The sequence below is a fragment of the Xanthomonas boreopolis genome (assembly GCF_046529185.1).
GTDB classification, from domain to species: Bacteria; Pseudomonadota; Gammaproteobacteria; order Xanthomonadales; family Xanthomonadaceae; genus Pseudomonas_S; species Pseudomonas_S boreopolis.
The window spans coordinates 1051663-1067681 of sequence record NZ_CP097162.1 but is presented as its reverse complement, the minus strand read 5'-3'; the positions used below and the strand labels follow the sequence as shown (position 1 = coordinate 1067681).

Annotated in this window: 8 protein-coding genes and 1 pseudogene; 5 read left to right on the top strand and 4 right to left on the bottom strand. The window is 66.7% G+C overall.

The window, feature by feature from the left end; genetic code table 11:
* Positions 1 to 251: 251 nt before the first annotated feature.
* Complete coding sequence (locus M3M27_RS04750; protein ID WP_434027326.1) at positions 252 to 2957, bottom strand: TonB-dependent receptor plug domain-containing protein; 2706 nt, start codon at positions 2955 to 2957, stop codon at positions 252 to 254.
* A 328-nt stretch (positions 2958 to 3285) separates the two neighbouring features.
* Between M3M27_RS04750 and M3M27_RS04745 the strand changes: the two genes are divergently transcribed.
* Positions 3286 to 3900 (top strand): HAD-IA family hydrolase, encoded by a 615-nt coding sequence (locus M3M27_RS04745; protein ID WP_434027325.1) that lies wholly within the window; start codon positions 3286 to 3288, stop codon positions 3898 to 3900.
* A gap of 209 nt (positions 3901 to 4109) precedes the next feature.
* Here the strand turns inward: M3M27_RS04745 and M3M27_RS04740 are convergent.
* Positions 4110 to 4568: pseudogene (locus M3M27_RS04740) on the bottom strand (hypothetical protein); the annotation flags it as partial.
* Positions 4569 to 4868: 300 nt separating this feature from the next.
* On the opposite strand from M3M27_RS04740, the gene M3M27_RS04735 reads away from it, so the two are divergent.
* Positions 4869 to 6899, top strand: a complete 2031-nt coding sequence (locus tag M3M27_RS04735) for a sodium-translocating pyrophosphatase (protein ID WP_434027324.1) — start codon at positions 4869 to 4871, stop codon at positions 6897 to 6899.
* 332 nt (positions 6900 to 7231) lie between these two features.
* Here the strand turns inward: M3M27_RS04735 and M3M27_RS04730 are convergent, their stop codons facing one another.
* Positions 7232 to 7702: a hypothetical protein gene (locus tag M3M27_RS04730; RefSeq protein ID WP_434027954.1), complete on the bottom strand. Its 471-nt coding sequence runs from the start codon at positions 7700 to 7702 to the stop codon at positions 7232 to 7234.
* 210 nt (positions 7703 to 7912) lie between these two features.
* Between M3M27_RS04730 and ppa the strand changes: the two genes are divergently transcribed.
* The 3 genes from ppa (at position 7913) to M3M27_RS04715 (ending at position 12940) form a co-directional block, all read left to right on the top strand.
* Complete coding sequence (gene ppa, locus M3M27_RS04725; protein ID WP_140719581.1) at positions 7913 to 8449, top strand: inorganic diphosphatase; 537 nt, start codon at positions 7913 to 7915, stop codon at positions 8447 to 8449.
* Positions 8450 to 8605: 156 nt separating this feature from the next.
* A complete protein-coding gene (locus M3M27_RS04720; protein WP_140719583.1) occupies positions 8606 to 9724 on the top strand; it encodes an HDOD domain-containing protein in 1119 nt (372 codons plus the stop codon).
* 243 nt (positions 9725 to 9967) lie between these two features.
* Positions 9968 to 12940, top strand: a complete 2973-nt coding sequence (locus tag M3M27_RS04715) for a TonB-dependent receptor (RefSeq protein ID WP_434027323.1) — start codon at positions 9968 to 9970, stop codon at positions 12938 to 12940.
* 78 nt (positions 12941 to 13018) lie between these two features.
* Here M3M27_RS04715 and M3M27_RS04710 read toward each other — a convergent pair whose 3' ends face one another.
* On the bottom strand, positions 13019 to 15988 hold the full coding sequence (locus tag M3M27_RS04710) for a TonB-dependent receptor plug domain-containing protein (RefSeq protein ID WP_434027322.1): 2970 nt from the start codon (positions 15986 to 15988) through the stop codon (positions 13019 to 13021).
* Positions 15989 to 16019 lie beyond the last annotated feature (31 nt).

The following is a 16019-nucleotide window of genomic DNA, read 5'->3' as shown; positions in this document are numbered from 1 at the left end:
TTCAACGAAGCCTCATAGGGACCGCATGTCGGCGCTGGCCCTCGTCACGGCGCCAGGCGGACTGCACGATGACCATAGCCGCAGGCGTGGTGGCGGAAGCCACCCGCCGCGGGTAGGTCGGGATGGAGCGGGTAGGCCGGAGCGTGCGCTCCGATGCCGCGGCTAGCGGACCGGCGCGTGTCCCGTCGCGCTGCCGCCCGCCAGGGCGGACGGCCGCACGGGAGTCGCGCCGGGAACCCGCCGCCGGCCGCTCAGAACCGGTACGCCAACTTGGCGTACCAACGCCCGCCGAAATAGCCGATCGGGCTGCCGGTCTGGTACTTGGTCAGGTAGCCCCACTGGTTCTCGTAGTGCGAGGTCACCCAGTCCCAGACCGCCGCCGGATACTTGTCCGGGTACTTGTTGAAGATGTTGTCGCCGCCGACGGTCAGGGTCCACTTGTCGTTCGGCTTGAAGGAGATGCTGAGGTTGGTCGTGGCCAGCACGCCGATCTTCTCCTTGTAGTAGGTGCGGCCGTCCATGATCCTGGTATCCAGCTGCGCCAGCACCTCGTCGGGGAACTCGTTGCCCATGCCCTCGTCGTTGGTGTTGGTGTCGGCCCACTGGTACTGCGGCCCGTAGATCGCCTCGGTGACGTTGATGCTGAACTTGCCGACGTTGATGGTGGCGCCGAGGTTGACGCGGAACTTCGGCGAGGCGTTTTCCATGTTGATGAGCGTGGCGGTGCTGTACATCGAACCGCCGCCGAGGCTCGCTGGCGCTTCCTTGACCTTGATGACGTCGAGCTTGTTGTAGTTGGCCGCCAGGATCCAGTCCACCGAGCCCCAGTCGAACGGGGTCAGATAGTTGGTCACCCAGTCCACGCCGGTCGCGCGGGTATCCAGGGCGTTGTTGAACAGGTACACGCTGATGTTCTGGCGCGCACTGGTGTCCAACGAGCCCTCGTCGCTCGCGGTCGGATCGATGCTGCCCAGGTAGCCGCCGTCCACCAGCGCCTGGCCGAGCGCGGTGTTGTAGCTGTCCGTTTCCGCGCCGCTGACCGGGTCGCACGGGGCGCTGCCGCTGACGTAGCAGAAGCTGCCGCGGTCGATGCGGTCCTTGATGGTGATGCGGTAGAAGTCCAGCGTGCTGGTGAGATGGGTCAGCGGATTGAACACGAAGCCGAGCGAGAAGTTGGTGCTGGTCTCCGGCTTGAGCGCACCGAAGCCGAGCGAAGCGGCGGCGCTGCCGTTGGGCTGCAGTTGCGGGTAGGCGCCCGACGGGCTGACGTTGACCGCCGAGTAGTACTCCTCGCCCAGGGTCGGGGCGCGGAAGCCGGTGCTGGCGGTGGCGCGCACCGCGAAGCCGTCGCTGAAGTCGTAGCGGGTGGTCAGCTTGCCGATGGTCTTGCTGCCGAAGTCGCTGTAGTGCTCGTAGCGCACCGCGGTGTCGACCAGCCACTTCTCCAGCGGATAGAAGATCGCGTCGGCGAACACCGAATAGCTGTTGCGGCTGTAGCTGCCGGTATTGGTGGCCGGGTTGTAGCCGGGGAAGGACGAGGCGCCGGTCTTGTAGTAGGAGGCGGCGTCGCCCGGCGAGATCGCGTACTTGTCCTGGCGGTACTCCACGCCGGCGTTGAAGGTCAGCGGCGAGGACAGGCCCACGTCGAAATCGCGGGTGGCGTTGAGGTCGCTGGTCCACTGGCTGGCGGTGAACGTGCCGTCGTAGAAGTCGGTGGGCGTATAGCCGAACTCGTTCCACAGGTTCTGGTTCATCGAGTTGATCGTGTAGACGTCCATCTTGTCCTTGCCGTAGGTCGTGGAGGCGTCCCACGTCCAATCGGCGACGAAACCGGTCAGGCCGGCGGTCAACGTGTAGTCGTCCTCGTCGGCGTATTCCGATGGGTTGAAGCCGTAGGGGTACCTGTACTGCTCCGTGCCCGAGGCATCGGTGTAGCCCATCAACTGGTCGGGCGCGCGGTAGTTCTCCTCGGACGAGGCGGTCTTCTTGCCGTAGCCGCCGAAGGCGTAGAACGACACGCTGTCGCTGAGCACCGCCCCGGAGTTGAAGTACAGCGCCTTGCGATGCACCTCCGGCGGATTGAGCCAGTTGTTGAGGTAGGGGAACTTGGGATTGAACACCGCTTGCAGGTTGGCGGCGCTCAGCGCGAAATCCTGCATGCCCAGGCCATTGGCGCGGCAGTCGGCCGGGTTCTGGATGCACGCGCCCATCGCCGACGGCACGAACCGGTACACCGACTGCCGGTTCTCGGCCTCGACGCTCAGGTTGAAGAAGTTCTGGGTGTCGCCGAAGCCGAGGTTGGCGCCCCACTTGAAGTCGCGGCCGCCGCCGTCCTGGTACCCCGAGTAGCCGGCCGTGACCTCGCCCCCATCGGGGTTCTTCTTCAGGATGATGTTGATCACGCCGGCGATGGCGTCCGAGCCGTACAGCGCCGCGGCGCCGTCGGTCAGCACTTCCACGTGGTCGACCGCCGCCTCCGGGATGAACGACAGGTCCGGCGCGGCCGCGCCGGTGCCGGCGCTGACGTTGGCCGTGTTGTGCAGGCGCTTGCCGTTGATCAGGATCAGGGTGTGGTTGGGCGACAGGCCGCGCAATGCGGCGGTCAGCGTCTGGCTGGCCATGTCGCTGCCGACCTGGTTGGCGTTGTACGACGGGACCTGGTTGGCGATGGCGTTCTGCAGGTCCGGCGCGGCGGTGGAGGCCAGTTTCTCGAGGCTGACCAGTTGGATCGGCGCCGGGCTGTCGGTGACCGCCATGTTGCTCTTGCGCGTGCCGGTGGAGATCACCGTGATCGCATCCAGCGTCTTGGCGTCGTCGGCCGGCGCGTCCGCGGCCAGCACGGGCGCCACCTGCCCCATCAGCAGCACGGCCGCGGCGAGCCGGCCGGCCTGCGGCCTGGCGCCGAGCGCCCTGGAAATCGAATACGCCAAACGATCGGAATTGATGCGCTTGCCCATTACTCGGAACCCCCGGAAGAAGTGGTGGTGATGGATTGCGTCGCGCCGGTTCCCCTGGCCGGCCAGTAGCCACGTCGGGCATGGATCGACCATAGCCACGGCGATTAACGAATCGATCACATCCGGCGGGTAGGTCCGCCACGGATGGGTGGGGGCCACCATCCCGGCCGGGTATCCACGGCTCGCGCGACTCGTTGCCGCATCGCTCGCCGCCTACCCGGCGGCCGGCCCGCGACTATCCTGTCCGTCTCCTCGCCAACCCCTCGCCACCCTTGCCTGCCCACGACATCCACGGCATCGCGCGCGCATCCGTCATGGGCCGGCGCCGATGAGGCCTTCGCTCGAGCTGCTGCTGCTCGACTTCGACGGCGTGCTGGCGCGCTATGCCCGCCCGCTGCGTTGCGCCCACCTCGCCCGGAGCGCCGGTACCACGGCCGCCCGGGTGGACGAAGTGCTGTTCGCCTCGGGCCTGGAAACCGCCTACGACAGCGGCGAGCTGACGACGGCCGACTACCTGCGCCGGCTGGGCGAAGGCCTGGGTGCCGAGATCGACGAAGCCGCCTGGATCGCCGCGCGCATCGCCGCATGCAGCGCCGACCCGCGGACGCAGGCACTGGTGGCGGACGTCGCCGCCCGCATGCCGATCGCCGTGCTGACCAACAACGGCCCGCTCATGGCCACGGCGGTGCCGCGCATCGTTCCGGCATTGGCGGGCGCGTTGCAGGGGCGCGTGTTGTGCAGCGGCGCGCTGGGCGGGCGCAAGCCGCAACCGCAGGTCTATGCGCGGGCCCTGGCGCGACTGGATGCGCGCGCCGCGACCACGCTCTTCGTCGACGACCTGTTCGTCAACGTCCGCGGCGCCCGCGCGGCCGGCCTGCATGCGGACACCGTGGCCCATGCGGCCTCGATGCGGCGGGTCCTGCGGCGCTTCGGACTGGTTTGAAGGGCGCTTCGACTAGCAACGGCAAGACGGGAGTCCGTCGTCCCCGCGCAGGCGCGAACCCAGCGACGTTCGTCCGGCGATAGCAGAGGGCCTGCATCCCCGCTTGCGCGGGGATGGCGGCAGACCAGGCGACACCGGCAAAGCCCGCCGGGGCCGGAATCCCTCCCACGGAAGACGGCATCGGGAAGCCCCCAGGAAAGCTTCCGCGCCTATCGGCACGCCTTCCCTTCCACCTTCATCTGCGCCGCGTACATGGGAATCTGCGCGATCTGGCCCGCCGCCGCCTGCTGCCGGGCCTCCTCGAGATAGATCCGCGATTGGCCCTGCCCATCCAGCTGCGGCTTGCCGTCCACCCGCTTGTGCCATACCCGCACCACCGCCTGCTGCGAGGGGCACTCCGCGCTCGGCACGCGGATGACGTCGTTGAGCCTCCAGCCTCCCGCCTCGCTCGGCTGGGCCTTGTCGAAATCGACGAAACGCGCGCGCGGCTGGCAGGTCGGGCTGGTGCGTACCGTCGCGAACCTGTAGGGCTGGGCGGCATCGCCGGTGAACATGCCCTCCAGCCGCGTGCAGGCCTCCGGGATCTGCCGCAGCGTATGCGCGGCGCCCACCGCCTGCGGCGTTCCTACCGGGCGCTGCAGCTCCGGCACGGGATCGGCGGCCATGGCCAGGCCGGCCACGGGCAGTAAGCCCACCAAGGCGAACTGACGAAGATCCATCGCATGGCTCCTGGAAGCGTCGGGACCGGCAGGCTGGCACGACCCGACTGAACGTCGCGACAAAACGGCACAGTGGCGATCGCGCCACCCCGCGCGCATACTCGGCCCAGACCCAGGCAGGCATGAACATCGCGACGTGCGCTTCTGGCCCTCCGGGCCGACGAGTCCGTTTTCGCCGTTCCACTCGCCGCGCACCGCTCCCCTTGTTCGTCCCCGGCTGGGCGACATCCATCATCCTTGGGAGGGGTCATGCTGGAACAGTACGGGTTGGCGCTGTCACTGGGCTGCGCACTGCTTGCGATTCTCTACGGCGTGGTGTCAGCGCGCTGGATCCTGAAACAACCGGCCGGCAACGAACGAATGCAGCAGATCGCCGGCGCCATCCAGGAAGGCGCGCGTGCCTACCTCAACCGGCAATACCTCACCATCGCCGTCGCCGGCATCGTACTGTTCGTCCTCGTCGGCCTGTTCCTGAGCTGGTACACCGCGGTCGGCTTCGCGATCGGCGCGGTGCTCTCCGGACTGGCCGGCTACATCGGCATGAACGTCTCGGTCCGCGCGAACGTGCGCACCGCCGAAGCGGCGCGGCACGGGCTCGGCCCGGCCATGGACGTGGCCTTCCGCGGCGGCGCGATCACCGGCATGCTGGTGGTCGGGCTGGGACTGCTGGGCGTGGCCGGCTACTACGCCGTGCTGACCCGCCATCTCGGCGCCAGCGGCGAGCAGGCGCTGCATGCGCTGGTGGGCCTGGCGTTCGGCAGCTCGCTGATCTCGATCTTCGCGCGCCTGGGCGGCGGCATCTTCACCAAGGGCGCCGACGTCGGCGCGGACCTGGTGGGCAAGGTCGAGGCCGGCATCCCCGAGGACGACCCGCGCAACCCGGCGGTGATCGCCGACAACGTCGGCGACAACGTCGGCGACTGCGCCGGCATGGCGGCGGACCTGTTCGAGACCTACGCGGTCACCGTGATCGCCACCATGCTGCTGGGCGGGCTGATGGCCGGCGAAACCGGCCCCCACGCGGTGCTCTATCCGCTGGTGCTGGGCGGCGTGTCGATCGTCGCATCGATCATCGGCGCGGCCTTCGTGAAGGCCAAGGCCGGCGGCTCGATCATGGGCGCGCTGTACAAGGGCATGATCGTCTCGGGCGTGCTGGCGGCGATCGCCTACTGGCCCATCACCCGCGCACTGATGGCCGGCAACGAGCACGGGGCGAACGCGATCTACGCATGCGCATTGATAGGCCTGGTCCTGACCGGGCTGATCGTGTGGATCACCGAGTACTACACCGGCACCAACTACAAGCCGGTGCAGCACGTCGCCTCGGCCAGCACCACCGGCCACGGCACCAACATCATCGCGGGGCTCGGGGTATCGATGAAATCGACCGCGCTGCCGGTGATCGCGGTGTGCGCGGCGATCTGGGGAGCGTTCCACTTCGGCGGCCTGTACGGCATCGCCATCGCCGCGACCGCGATGCTGTCGATGGCCGGCATGGTGGTGGCGCTCGATGCCTATGGCCCGATCACCGACAACGCCGGCGGCATCGCCGAGATGGCCGAACTGCCACCGGAGGTGCGCGCCGTCACCGATCCGCTCGATGCGGTCGGCAACACCACCAAGGCCGTGACCAAGGGCTATGCGATCGGCTCGGCCGCCCTGGCGGCGCTGGTGCTGTTCGCCGACTACACCCACAACCTGCAGGCCGCGCACCCGGGCGAGACGTTCGCCTTCGACCTGTCCGACCATACGGTGATCATCGGCCTGCTGATCGGCGGCCTGATCCCTTACCTGTTCGGCGCGATGGCGATGGAAGCGGTGGGCCGCTCCGCCGGCGCGGTGGTCGAGGAAGTCCGCCGGCAGTTCCGCGAGATCGCCGGGATCATGCAGGGCACCGGCAAGCCGCAGTACGACCGCGCGGTGGACATGCTGACCCGCTCGGCGATCCGGGAAATGATCCTGCCCTCGCTGCTGCCGGTGGTGGTGCCGATCGTCGTGGGGCTGCTGCTCGGGCCGCGCGCGCTCGGCGGCCTGCTGATCGGCACGATCGTGACGGGCCTGTTCGTGGCGATCTCGATGACCACCGGCGGCGGCGCCTGGGACAACGCCAAGAAGTACATCGAGGACGGCCATTTCGGCGGCAAGGGCAGCGAGGCGCACAAGGCGGCGGTCACCGGCGATACCGTGGGCGACCCCTACAAGGACACCGCCGGGCCGGCGATCAATCCCCTTATCAAGATCATCAATATCGTCGCGTTGTTGATGGTGCCGCTGCTCTGACCGGAGCCGGCCGCGTTCGACGCCTTCGCCCCTCTCCCGCCCCACGGGAGAGGGGAACGGGGCGAGGGCGCGCCGAAGGCGTCATCAAGATCGTCAACATCGTGGCGCCGCTGCTGGTACCGTCGCTGCGAGCCAACCGGCGGCGCGCGGCGCTTCCGCATTCCGCCCGCGGCATGGCGCTCGAGGGAGGGCGCTCGCAACCTTCCCCCGGGCGCCGGGCCGCCCTGTTCCCTGCCCGCCATCCCGCGGAAGCGAGGATGGCGGGCTTTCCGCAGCCGCCGGGGATCGCGAACGTGGCACAGCCACTCGCCCCGGGCGGGCCGGGGTCGCCGTCACAGGCAACCGATCAGGTTCTCGTAGATGGGCTGCCCACCGGGCAACGGCCGGAACAGAGGATTCGGCACCGCCAGCGCGCGATGGAACTCCGGCAGGGTCAGCCCCGGCGGCAGCGCGATCGGGCAGCGCCAGGTCCGGGTAGTCACCAACAGGCGGCCGGTACGCGGCTCCACGTCGATCTCGCTGGCCCCGAAGGTCCAGGTGCACTGCCGCATCGCACCGCTGGCGCGGTGGACCGAGCAGCGCAGGCGCAGCGGCCGGTAGTCGCTGAAGTCGCCCTCGCAGAAGGTATCGCCGCAGATCATGTCGAAATCCTTCTCCAGCTTGCGGCGCAGGTCGCCGAACGCCTCCCAGCCCTCGCCGTTGCCGGGATAGTCCACCGCATCGACGTAGACCGGCTCCGCCGCGCTGGCCGTCCCGGCCAGCGCCATCGCCAGTCCCGCCGCCAATACCCCGGCCATCCCCATTCCCTTGCGCATGCACGGCTCCTTCGTTGATGGAAGGGCCAGCATCGCGCCGGTCGCGGGCCTGCGGGATCGGCCTTTTTCCCTGCCATGGGCCGGAAACGCCAGTCGGCTACCGTCGGGAAAACCCGAACCGGCCTCGCTGCAGCGCAGCAGCCGAACGCGTAGAATTGGCCGCCTCATAACAATCACTGCAAGCTTCGGAGCTAGCGCATGGGCCTGGAACTGGTCAACTCCGGCAAGAACGTGCCGGAAGAAATCAACGTCATCATCGAAATCCCCAAGGATTCCGAGCCGGTCAAGTACGAAGTGGACAAGGCCAGCGGCGCGATCTTCGTCGATCGCATCCTGTCCACCCCGATGCGCTACCCCTGCAACTACGGCTACGTGCCCAACACCCTGTGCGGCGACGGCGACCCGGCCGACGTGCTGGTGGTGCTGCCGTTGCCGCTGGTGCCGGGCTCGGTGGTGCGCTGCCGCCCGGTCGGCGTGCTGAAGATGAGCGACGAGGCCGGCAGCGACGAGAAGATCCTGGCCGTGCCGGTCGCCAAGATCTTCTCCGGTTACGCCCACATCGAGGACATCGAGCAGGTGTCCAGCCACTGGCTGGAGCGCATCGGCCACTTCTTCGAGCACTACAAGGACCTGGAGAAGGGCAAGTGGGTCAAGCTCGACGGCTGGGGCGGCGCCACGGAAGCCAAGCGCATCCTGGTCGAGGCCGTGGAACGCTACAAGGCCGACGCGGCCTGACCCGAAGCGGGCCGGTCCGCTCCCGCCGGACCGGCCGCTCCCTGAATCGGGATCACGTTTCGCGCGTGATCCCGGTGACCTCACCCCAAGGGATTGGGTACATTTCCAGCGCAGTCCAGGCCGCCAGCATGGCCGGCCCGATCTTGGGGAAGTGTCTTGCGTATTCTGTTTGTAGGCGACGAAGCCAGCCTGCCGCCGGAGCTGGTGGGCTATATCCGTGACCTCGGCGACGACTGGCACGCCCAGCAGGTGCCGGACGGCAACACCGCGATCGCGGCCGCGGCGCACTCGCCGTTCGATGCGGTCATCGTCGCTCCCGCGCTGCCCGACCTGACGCCGGCGACCCTGCTCGGCCAGATCCGGACCCTGCGCCCGGAAACGATCCGGATCGCCCTGCTCGACGCCAACGAGGGCGGCCGCGCACCCACCCGCATCATCGGGGTGGCCCATCGTTTCCTGCCGTTGCCGCTGCCACCTGAATTCCTGCTGGAAGCGATCACCAGCCTGGAAGAACTGCGCGAGCTGCTGGACAACCCGCGCCTGCGCAGCGCCATCGGCCGCATCGAAAAGCTGCCTTCGCCGCCGCACCTGTACACGCGGTTGATGCACGCGCTGGAGGAGAACGACGACAGCGACGCCGGCGACATCGCCAAGCTGGTCGCGGCCGATCCGGCGATCGCCGCCAAGGTGCTGCAGCTGTGCAACTCGGCCTTCTTCTCCAATGGCCGCCCCATCACCGACCTGCGCACCGCCGTCACCCGGCTGGGAGTGTCCACGCTGCGCGACCTGGTCCTGGCCAGCGAAGTGTTCTCGGCCCCGACCCTGGCACCGGCCGAGCGCGCGGCGATGCAGCGCCGCGCCCTGCTCGCCTCGCGCATCGCCGCCAAGCTGCTGCCGTCCTCGAGCTCCGAACTCGGCGCCACCGCGGCCTTGCTGGCCGATATCGGCCTGCTGCTGCCGGGCGTGCGCGACGAGCGCCAGGAACCGGCCAGCGAAGACGACGAGCGCCCCGGCCACACCGAGGCCGGCGCCTATCTGCTCGGCCTGTGGGGCCTGCCGATGCCGATCATCGAAGCGGTGGCCCTGCATCGCGACCCGCAACGCTCCAGCCTGCGCAGCTTCTGGGTCACCGGCGCGGTGCACGTCGCCACGGCCCTGGCCAGCGGTGAGCCGGTGAACAGGGACTACTTGGCCAAGGTCGGGATGATCGCGCGCCTGCCGGCGTGGGAAGAGCAGGCCGAGACGTTCTCGGGGCAGGCCGCCGGGGACGGCTGATCTCCTGGCGTCATATTTCCCATCGCATCGACACAGCAACGCCCGGTTGTGCAGCCGGGCGTTCTTTTTGTCACACCGCCGCAACATCGTGTCCCCGCCAGCCACTCGTAGGCCTTGGCCAACATTGGAGCGCGCATCCCGGTTGTTAGGGTCCCGTTAGTCGTCATTCGCCGCGGCCTCGCCGCCGGATGACGCCGCACGCCGCCGGCTTCTCGCCGGCGCGCCTACAACCTAGGGGATGACATGAATCGAGCAAACAGAACGGCGCTGAAGCGCACCGCCCTGGCCATGGTCCTGGCCGCCACGCTCGGCCAGGGCACGGCCTGGGCCCAGAGCACGTCCGGCGACATCATCGGCACGGTCCCGGCTTCGCTGGGCGAGAAAGTCCAGGTCAAGAGCCTGAATTCCGGCGTCACGCGCGAAGTCCCGGTCGCCGACGGCCGCTTCCGCTTCCCGGCCCTGCCCACCGGCCAGTACGAAGTCACGCTCATCCGCGACGGCCAGGCCACCGGCACGCGCGTGGTCACCGTGGTGGCGGGCCAAGCGGCCACCGCCAATTTCAGCGAGGCCACCAGTCTCGACACCATCGTGGTCCGCGGCACCGGGCCCAATGCCATCGACCTGTCGAGCGTCGAGTCGCGCACCACGTTCACCGCCAAGCAACTCAACGAGCTGCCGGTGCCGCGCGACATCACCTCGGTCTCGCTGTTGACGCCCGGCACGGTGAGCAGCAGCGGCTACTTCAACAATGCCTCGTTCGGCGGCGCCTCGGCGGCCGAGAACAGCTATTACGTCGACGGCTTCAACGTCACCAACCTCTACGACAGCCTGTCGTTCACCGAGGTTCCATTCCAGGCGATCGACCAGCTCGACGTCCAGACCGGCGGCTATGGCGCCAAGTACGGTTTCTCCACCGGCGGCGTGACCAGCGTCAACGTCAAGCACGGCACCAACGAATGGAAGGGCGGCTTCAGCTGGACCGGTGCCCCCGATTCGCTGCGCGAGTCGGTGGGCAAGGTCCACCGCAATGACGGTGAAATCTTCCGGAACTACGACAATAACTACAACGCGTCCAACGTCTACACCGCCTGGGTCGGCGGTCCGTTGATCGAGGACAAGCTGTTCGTCTACGCGCTGGGCCAGTTCAACGACAGCCATACCACCAGCTATGGCGAACGTTCGTCCACCAACGACGCCTCGGTCTCCGCAACGGCCTATGATTACGCCAACAAGACGCCGTACGAACTGGTCAAGCTGGACTGGTATCCCAACGATTGGAACCACCTCGAATACACCGGTTTCCGCAATCGCGGCCGCTATACCTACGACTACTACAACGCGACCTACGACACCGACACCGGAGACGTCGGCAAGACCTCCTACAAGGGCCAATTGGTAGGCAAGAGCGGCGGCCAGACCGATATCTTCAAGTGGACCAGCTACCTGACCGACAACCTGACAGCCTCGCTGCAGTACGGCCAGATGCGCAACCGCAGCTCGCAGTTCACCATCAGCCCGGATGGGGTCCGTAGCTATTACACCGGCGACATCAATGCCGCCGACGGCGCGTGCCCGTACGTATACTCGTACGTGGCGGGCAAGCAGATCGGTTGTGCGGTGACCAGCAGCGTGGGCATCTACGGCGGCCGCAACGAACGCGACGGCGGCAAGCTGGACTTCGAATGGCAACTGGGCGACCACAAACTGTCGTTCGGCTACAGCGACGAGGACTGGAAGTCCAAGCAAGGCGAGTCGTACTCGGCCGGCGCCTACTGGGTCATCCGCAGCAGCTATGCCTACCGCATCAACTACCGTACCGGCGGCAGCGTGGAGATCGACCAGAAGTCGTGGTACGTCCAGGACAACTGGCAGATCACCGACAACTTCATGCTGTACTACGGCATCCGCAACGACGGGTTCGACAACAAGAACTCGGCCGGCACCAGCTTCGTCAAGCAGGACAACATCTGGCAGCCGCGCCTGGGCTTCTCATGGGACCTCGCAGGCGACGGCAGCAGCAAGCTGTTCGCCTCGCTGGGGCGCTACTCGCTTCCGATCGCGGCCAACGTCGCGCTGCGCGCGGCGAGCGCCTCGTACTACACCGTCAACTACTACACCTACAGCGGCGTGGACGCGGTCAGCGGCGTGCCGAATGTCACCGGCTCATACGCCAACGGAGCCTACGACGCGGTCTACAACGGCGAGAACGGCACGGTGCCGGACGCGAAAGCCGTGGCCAGCAAGAACCTGAAGCCGTACACGCAGGACGAGGCGATCCTCGGCTACCAGTTCGACCTGCATTCGGACGTCGGCTTCCTCGACGCCTGGACGCTGGGCATCAAGGGCACCTACCGTCGCATCAACAATGTCATCGACGACACCTGCGACGCGCGCGCGCTCTACAACGCGGCCACGGCCGCCGGCTACGACCTGTCCAATTGGGACGACGAATGGACGGTGCCCGGCAACCTGCCCGGCTGCTGGCTGTACAACCCAGGCGAGGACCTGACCGTCACGCTCGACGTGGACGGCAACGGCACGACCGAGACCATCACCGTGCCCGGCAGCGAGCTCGGCCCCAAGGCCAAGCGCTACTACAAGGCGGTCACCCTCAGCGCCGACAAGAAGACCGACAAGTGGTACGCCAGCCTCAACTACACCTGGGCCAAGCTGAGCGGCAACTACGAAGGCCTGGTCAAGAGCACCAACGGCCAGGACGACACCGGCACCACTTCCGACTTCGACTTCCCGGAGATCATGTACGGTGCAGACGGTTACCTGTTCAACGACCACCGCCACACGCTGAAGGCCTACGGCGCCTACAACTTCACGCCGGAATGGCAGGTGGGCCTGGATCTCCAGGTCCAATCGGGTTCCCCGATCAGCTGCTATGGCGGCGGCACAGGCACGTTCGATACCCAGTACGGCTACGGCGGCGTCTTCCACTACTGCAACGGCGAGATCGCCAAGCTCGGCACCGCCGGCCGCACGCCCTGGACGTATTCGCTCGGCGCCAACGCCGTCTATCGCCCGTCCTGGCTGGACGGGTTGAGCATGCAGCTTTCCGTGCTCAACCTGTTCAACAACGTCGAGCCGCTGCAGGTCTACGAACAGACCGACAACACCACCTACGGCTACGTCTACAACAACTACCTGGTGGGCAAGTACTACACCACCCCGCGCTACGTGCGGTTCCAGGTGCAGTACGACTGGTGAGCCACGGCGCCGGTCCCGACAAAGGAAGAGGGCGGGCCTTGCGGCCCGCCCTCCCTTGTTGCGCCAGGCTTCGGTCGATCAGAAGCGCTGGGTGTACTGCATGAAGAAGTAGCGATCGTAGTCCAGCATCGGATCGAGCAACGCGGTGCTGGCGTTGGTCACCGAATAGGTGATCGGCGGCTCCTTGTCCCAGATGTTGCGGACGCCCACGGTCACGCTGCCGTTCCACGGGGCATTCCAGCTGACGGACACGTCCTGGAAGTTGATCGAACCCTTCTTGTTGGCACCCTGGCCGCCACCCCAACCGGGGTTGGAGGTCATGTAGCCCGGCTCGTTGCACTCCACGTCGGTATCCCAGCAGTAGTCGCGGAAACCGCCGTAGTAACGCAGGTCCCAGCTCGCCGACAGATCGCCCTTGGACCAGTTCACGCCCAGGGTGCCGCGCACGCGCGGGAAGTTCCAGTAACCGGCGTAATCTTCCCATGCAGCGCCCGCATCGCTCTGGATACGGTAGTTGACCAAGTAGTTGGCGTCGAGGTTGACGACGAACTGGCCGATGCCCAGCTCCGGCAGGCGGTAGTTCACGCCGAAGTTGTAGCCCTCGGTCTCGCGCTTGCCCAGGTTGACGTTGCCACGCTGCAGCGTGATGACCTGCCCGTTCTCGTTGCGGGTGAACTGGTTGCAGTAGTCGGTGTTGGCACCGGTGTAGCACTGATCCAGCACGTAGTCCGCCGAGATCGGGGTGATCACGTTGGAGATCGAGATGCGGTACCAATCCAACGAGACGTCCAGACCCTGCACGTAGCTCGGGCTGTACACGAAGCCGAGGGTACGGGTACGGCTGTACTCCGGCTCCAGCTCGCTGTTGCCAACGCCTGCCTGGAACGGCGCGATGCCCTGCGTACCGCTGGGGCCGTCGACCGGAACGCCTGCGTTGTCGGTCTGGCGGAAGTTGCCGGCCAGGCCATCCGCCGCGCAGCGCGCCGCCACGACCGGGTTGTTGCGCGAGCCGTAGACGGCATCGCACGGGTCGAGGTAGGTGTCAAAGGACTGCGAACCACCGCCGAAGGTGTCATCCAGCGTCGGCGCACGGAAGCCCTTGCCGTAGGTACCGCGGACCAGCAGGTCCTCGATCGGCTTCCAGGTGAAGCTGTACTTGGTGTTGGTGGTGTTGCCGAAGCGGTCGTAGTTGGAGTAACGGCCCGCCACGTCGAACGACAGTTCCTTCGCGAACGGCACGTCCTTCAGCACCGGGATCATGAACTCGAGGTAGGCCTCGTTGGTCTGGTAGCGGCCGGTGGTCGGCTGCGCGGCCAGATCGGTGGTGAAGCCGTTGCTCGAAGCCTGGTCCGGATAGTCGTAGCCTTCGACCGAGCGGTGCTCGACGCCGGCAGCGAAGGAAAGCTCGCCCGCTTCCCACGGCATGTCGAACAGGCCGCCGGTGATGTTGGCGGTCCAGATCTTGCTTTCACTGCGCTGGGTCGCCTGGCCCAACGTGCCGATGTACTTCATCACGTCGGCAGTCGAAGCGCTCGGACCGCCCAGGATGTTGAACGGCACGCACTGGCCCAGGCCGATGTTGGTGCCATAGGTGATCGGGTTATCCGGCGTGCCGCACTGCACGACGCCCTGGCTGTTCATGAACGACGGGCCCAGGGCCTTCTGCAGGGCCAGCAGGTTGATGTTGCCGGTGCTGACCTGGGTGACGTCGTACTTGTTGTAGTTGAAGCCGACGTCCCAGTTCCAGCCATGGGTGCCCACGTCGAACGCACCTTCCAGCGACACGTCGAAGTGGGTGTTCTTGACGTTGTTGTCGGTGACGCGCGGGATCTCGGTGATGCGGCGGTAGAACGTCAGGTCGTTGCCCGGCATCGGGTTGTAGTAGCTGTCCGCGTCGACGTAGACCGGGAAATTCGGCTGCGAATCGGTGCTGAGCGGATAACCGGCGATCTGGCGCTTGGACTCGCGCTCGGAGTACATCGCCGTCGAGTTCAGCGTGATGTTGTCGGTGATGTTGTAGCTGCCCGAGGCGAACACCGACTTGTTGGTGCTGCCCTGGTTCCACATCATCTGATCGATCGAGTTGTAGCGATCGTTCGTCGTCACGCCGTTGTGGTAGTTGGCGAAGTTGCGGCTGTCAGCGCCAACGCCCACGCCATCCCAGCTGCCGGTATGGTTCAGCACCCACTGATTGGGCGTCCACTTGCCGTTGGCGGCATCGGTGATTTCGCCGTCGTCGTTCAGATAGTTGCCTGCGCCCGCGGTACCGGGAGCACGCGGATCGACGAAACGGCCCCACGGACCGGTGGCGCTCAGGCCACTGGAGATATGCCGGGTTCCATAGGTATAACGAGTCAGTTCGCGATCCTTGGCCCACACCGGATCTTCCTTGGTGTAGCTGGCACCGAACATCAGCGACGAGCGGTCGCCAACGGTACCCAAGGTCAGCGAGTACTGGGTCTTGCTGCCGTCGCCGCGGCCGTTCTGGCCATACAGCACCGAGGCTTCGGCGCCGTCGAAGTTCTTCTTCAGGATGATGTTGACCACGCCCGCGACGGCGTCGGAGCCGTAGATCGCCGAAGCGCCGTCCTTCAGGACTTCGATGCGCTCGATCAGGGCGCTGGGGATGGTCGACAGGTCGGTATAGCCGGCCAGGCTGGAGGTCCAGCGCTTGCCGTTGACCAGCACCAGGGTGCGGTTCTCACCGAGGTTGTACAGGTTGACGTACTGGCCGCCCTGCTCCGGGTTCGAGGTCAGCACCGCGGCCTTGCTGAAGGTCTGCGTGCCGGAGATCGACATGTTCTGCAGGATGTCGCCCACGCTCACCAGACCGGACTTCTTGATGTCCTCGCTGGAAACGGTGAACACCGGCTGGGCCGTTTCCACATCCACCGAGCGGATGCGCGAACCGGTGATCTCGATGCGATCGAGCGTGGTGGTGGTCTGGTTGGCGGGCTGCTCTTGTGCGCCGGCGAAGGCCGGCGCCAACGCGATCGCAATGCCGGCGGGCAAAAGGCCCATCCGCATCGCAGGAGTGCGAAGCTTCATCAATCTCTCCAAGGTCGTTAGGTGTGCGTTA

Coding starts and splice junctions, on each gene's coding strand:
- M3M27_RS04750 (WP_434027326.1), bottom strand. CDS start 2,957: ATGGGCAAGCGCATCAATTCCGATCGTTTGGCGTATTCGATTTCCAGG.
- M3M27_RS04745 (WP_434027325.1), top strand. CDS start 3,286: ATGAGGCCTTCGCTCGAGCTGCTGCTGCTCGACTTCGACGGCGTGCTG.
- M3M27_RS04735 (WP_434027324.1), top strand. CDS start 4,869: ATGCTGGAACAGTACGGGTTGGCGCTGTCACTGGGCTGCGCACTGCTT.
- M3M27_RS04730 (WP_434027954.1), bottom strand. CDS start 7,702: ATGGGGATGGCCGGGGTATTGGCGGCGGGACTGGCGATGGCGCTGGCC.
- ppa (WP_140719581.1), top strand. CDS start 7,913: ATGGGCCTGGAACTGGTCAACTCCGGCAAGAACGTGCCGGAAGAAATC.
- M3M27_RS04715 (WP_434027323.1), top strand. CDS start 9,968: ATGAATCGAGCAAACAGAACGGCGCTGAAGCGCACCGCCCTGGCCATG.
- M3M27_RS04710 (WP_434027322.1), bottom strand. CDS start 15,988: ATGAAGCTTCGCACTCCTGCGATGCGGATGGGCCTTTTGCCCGCCGGC.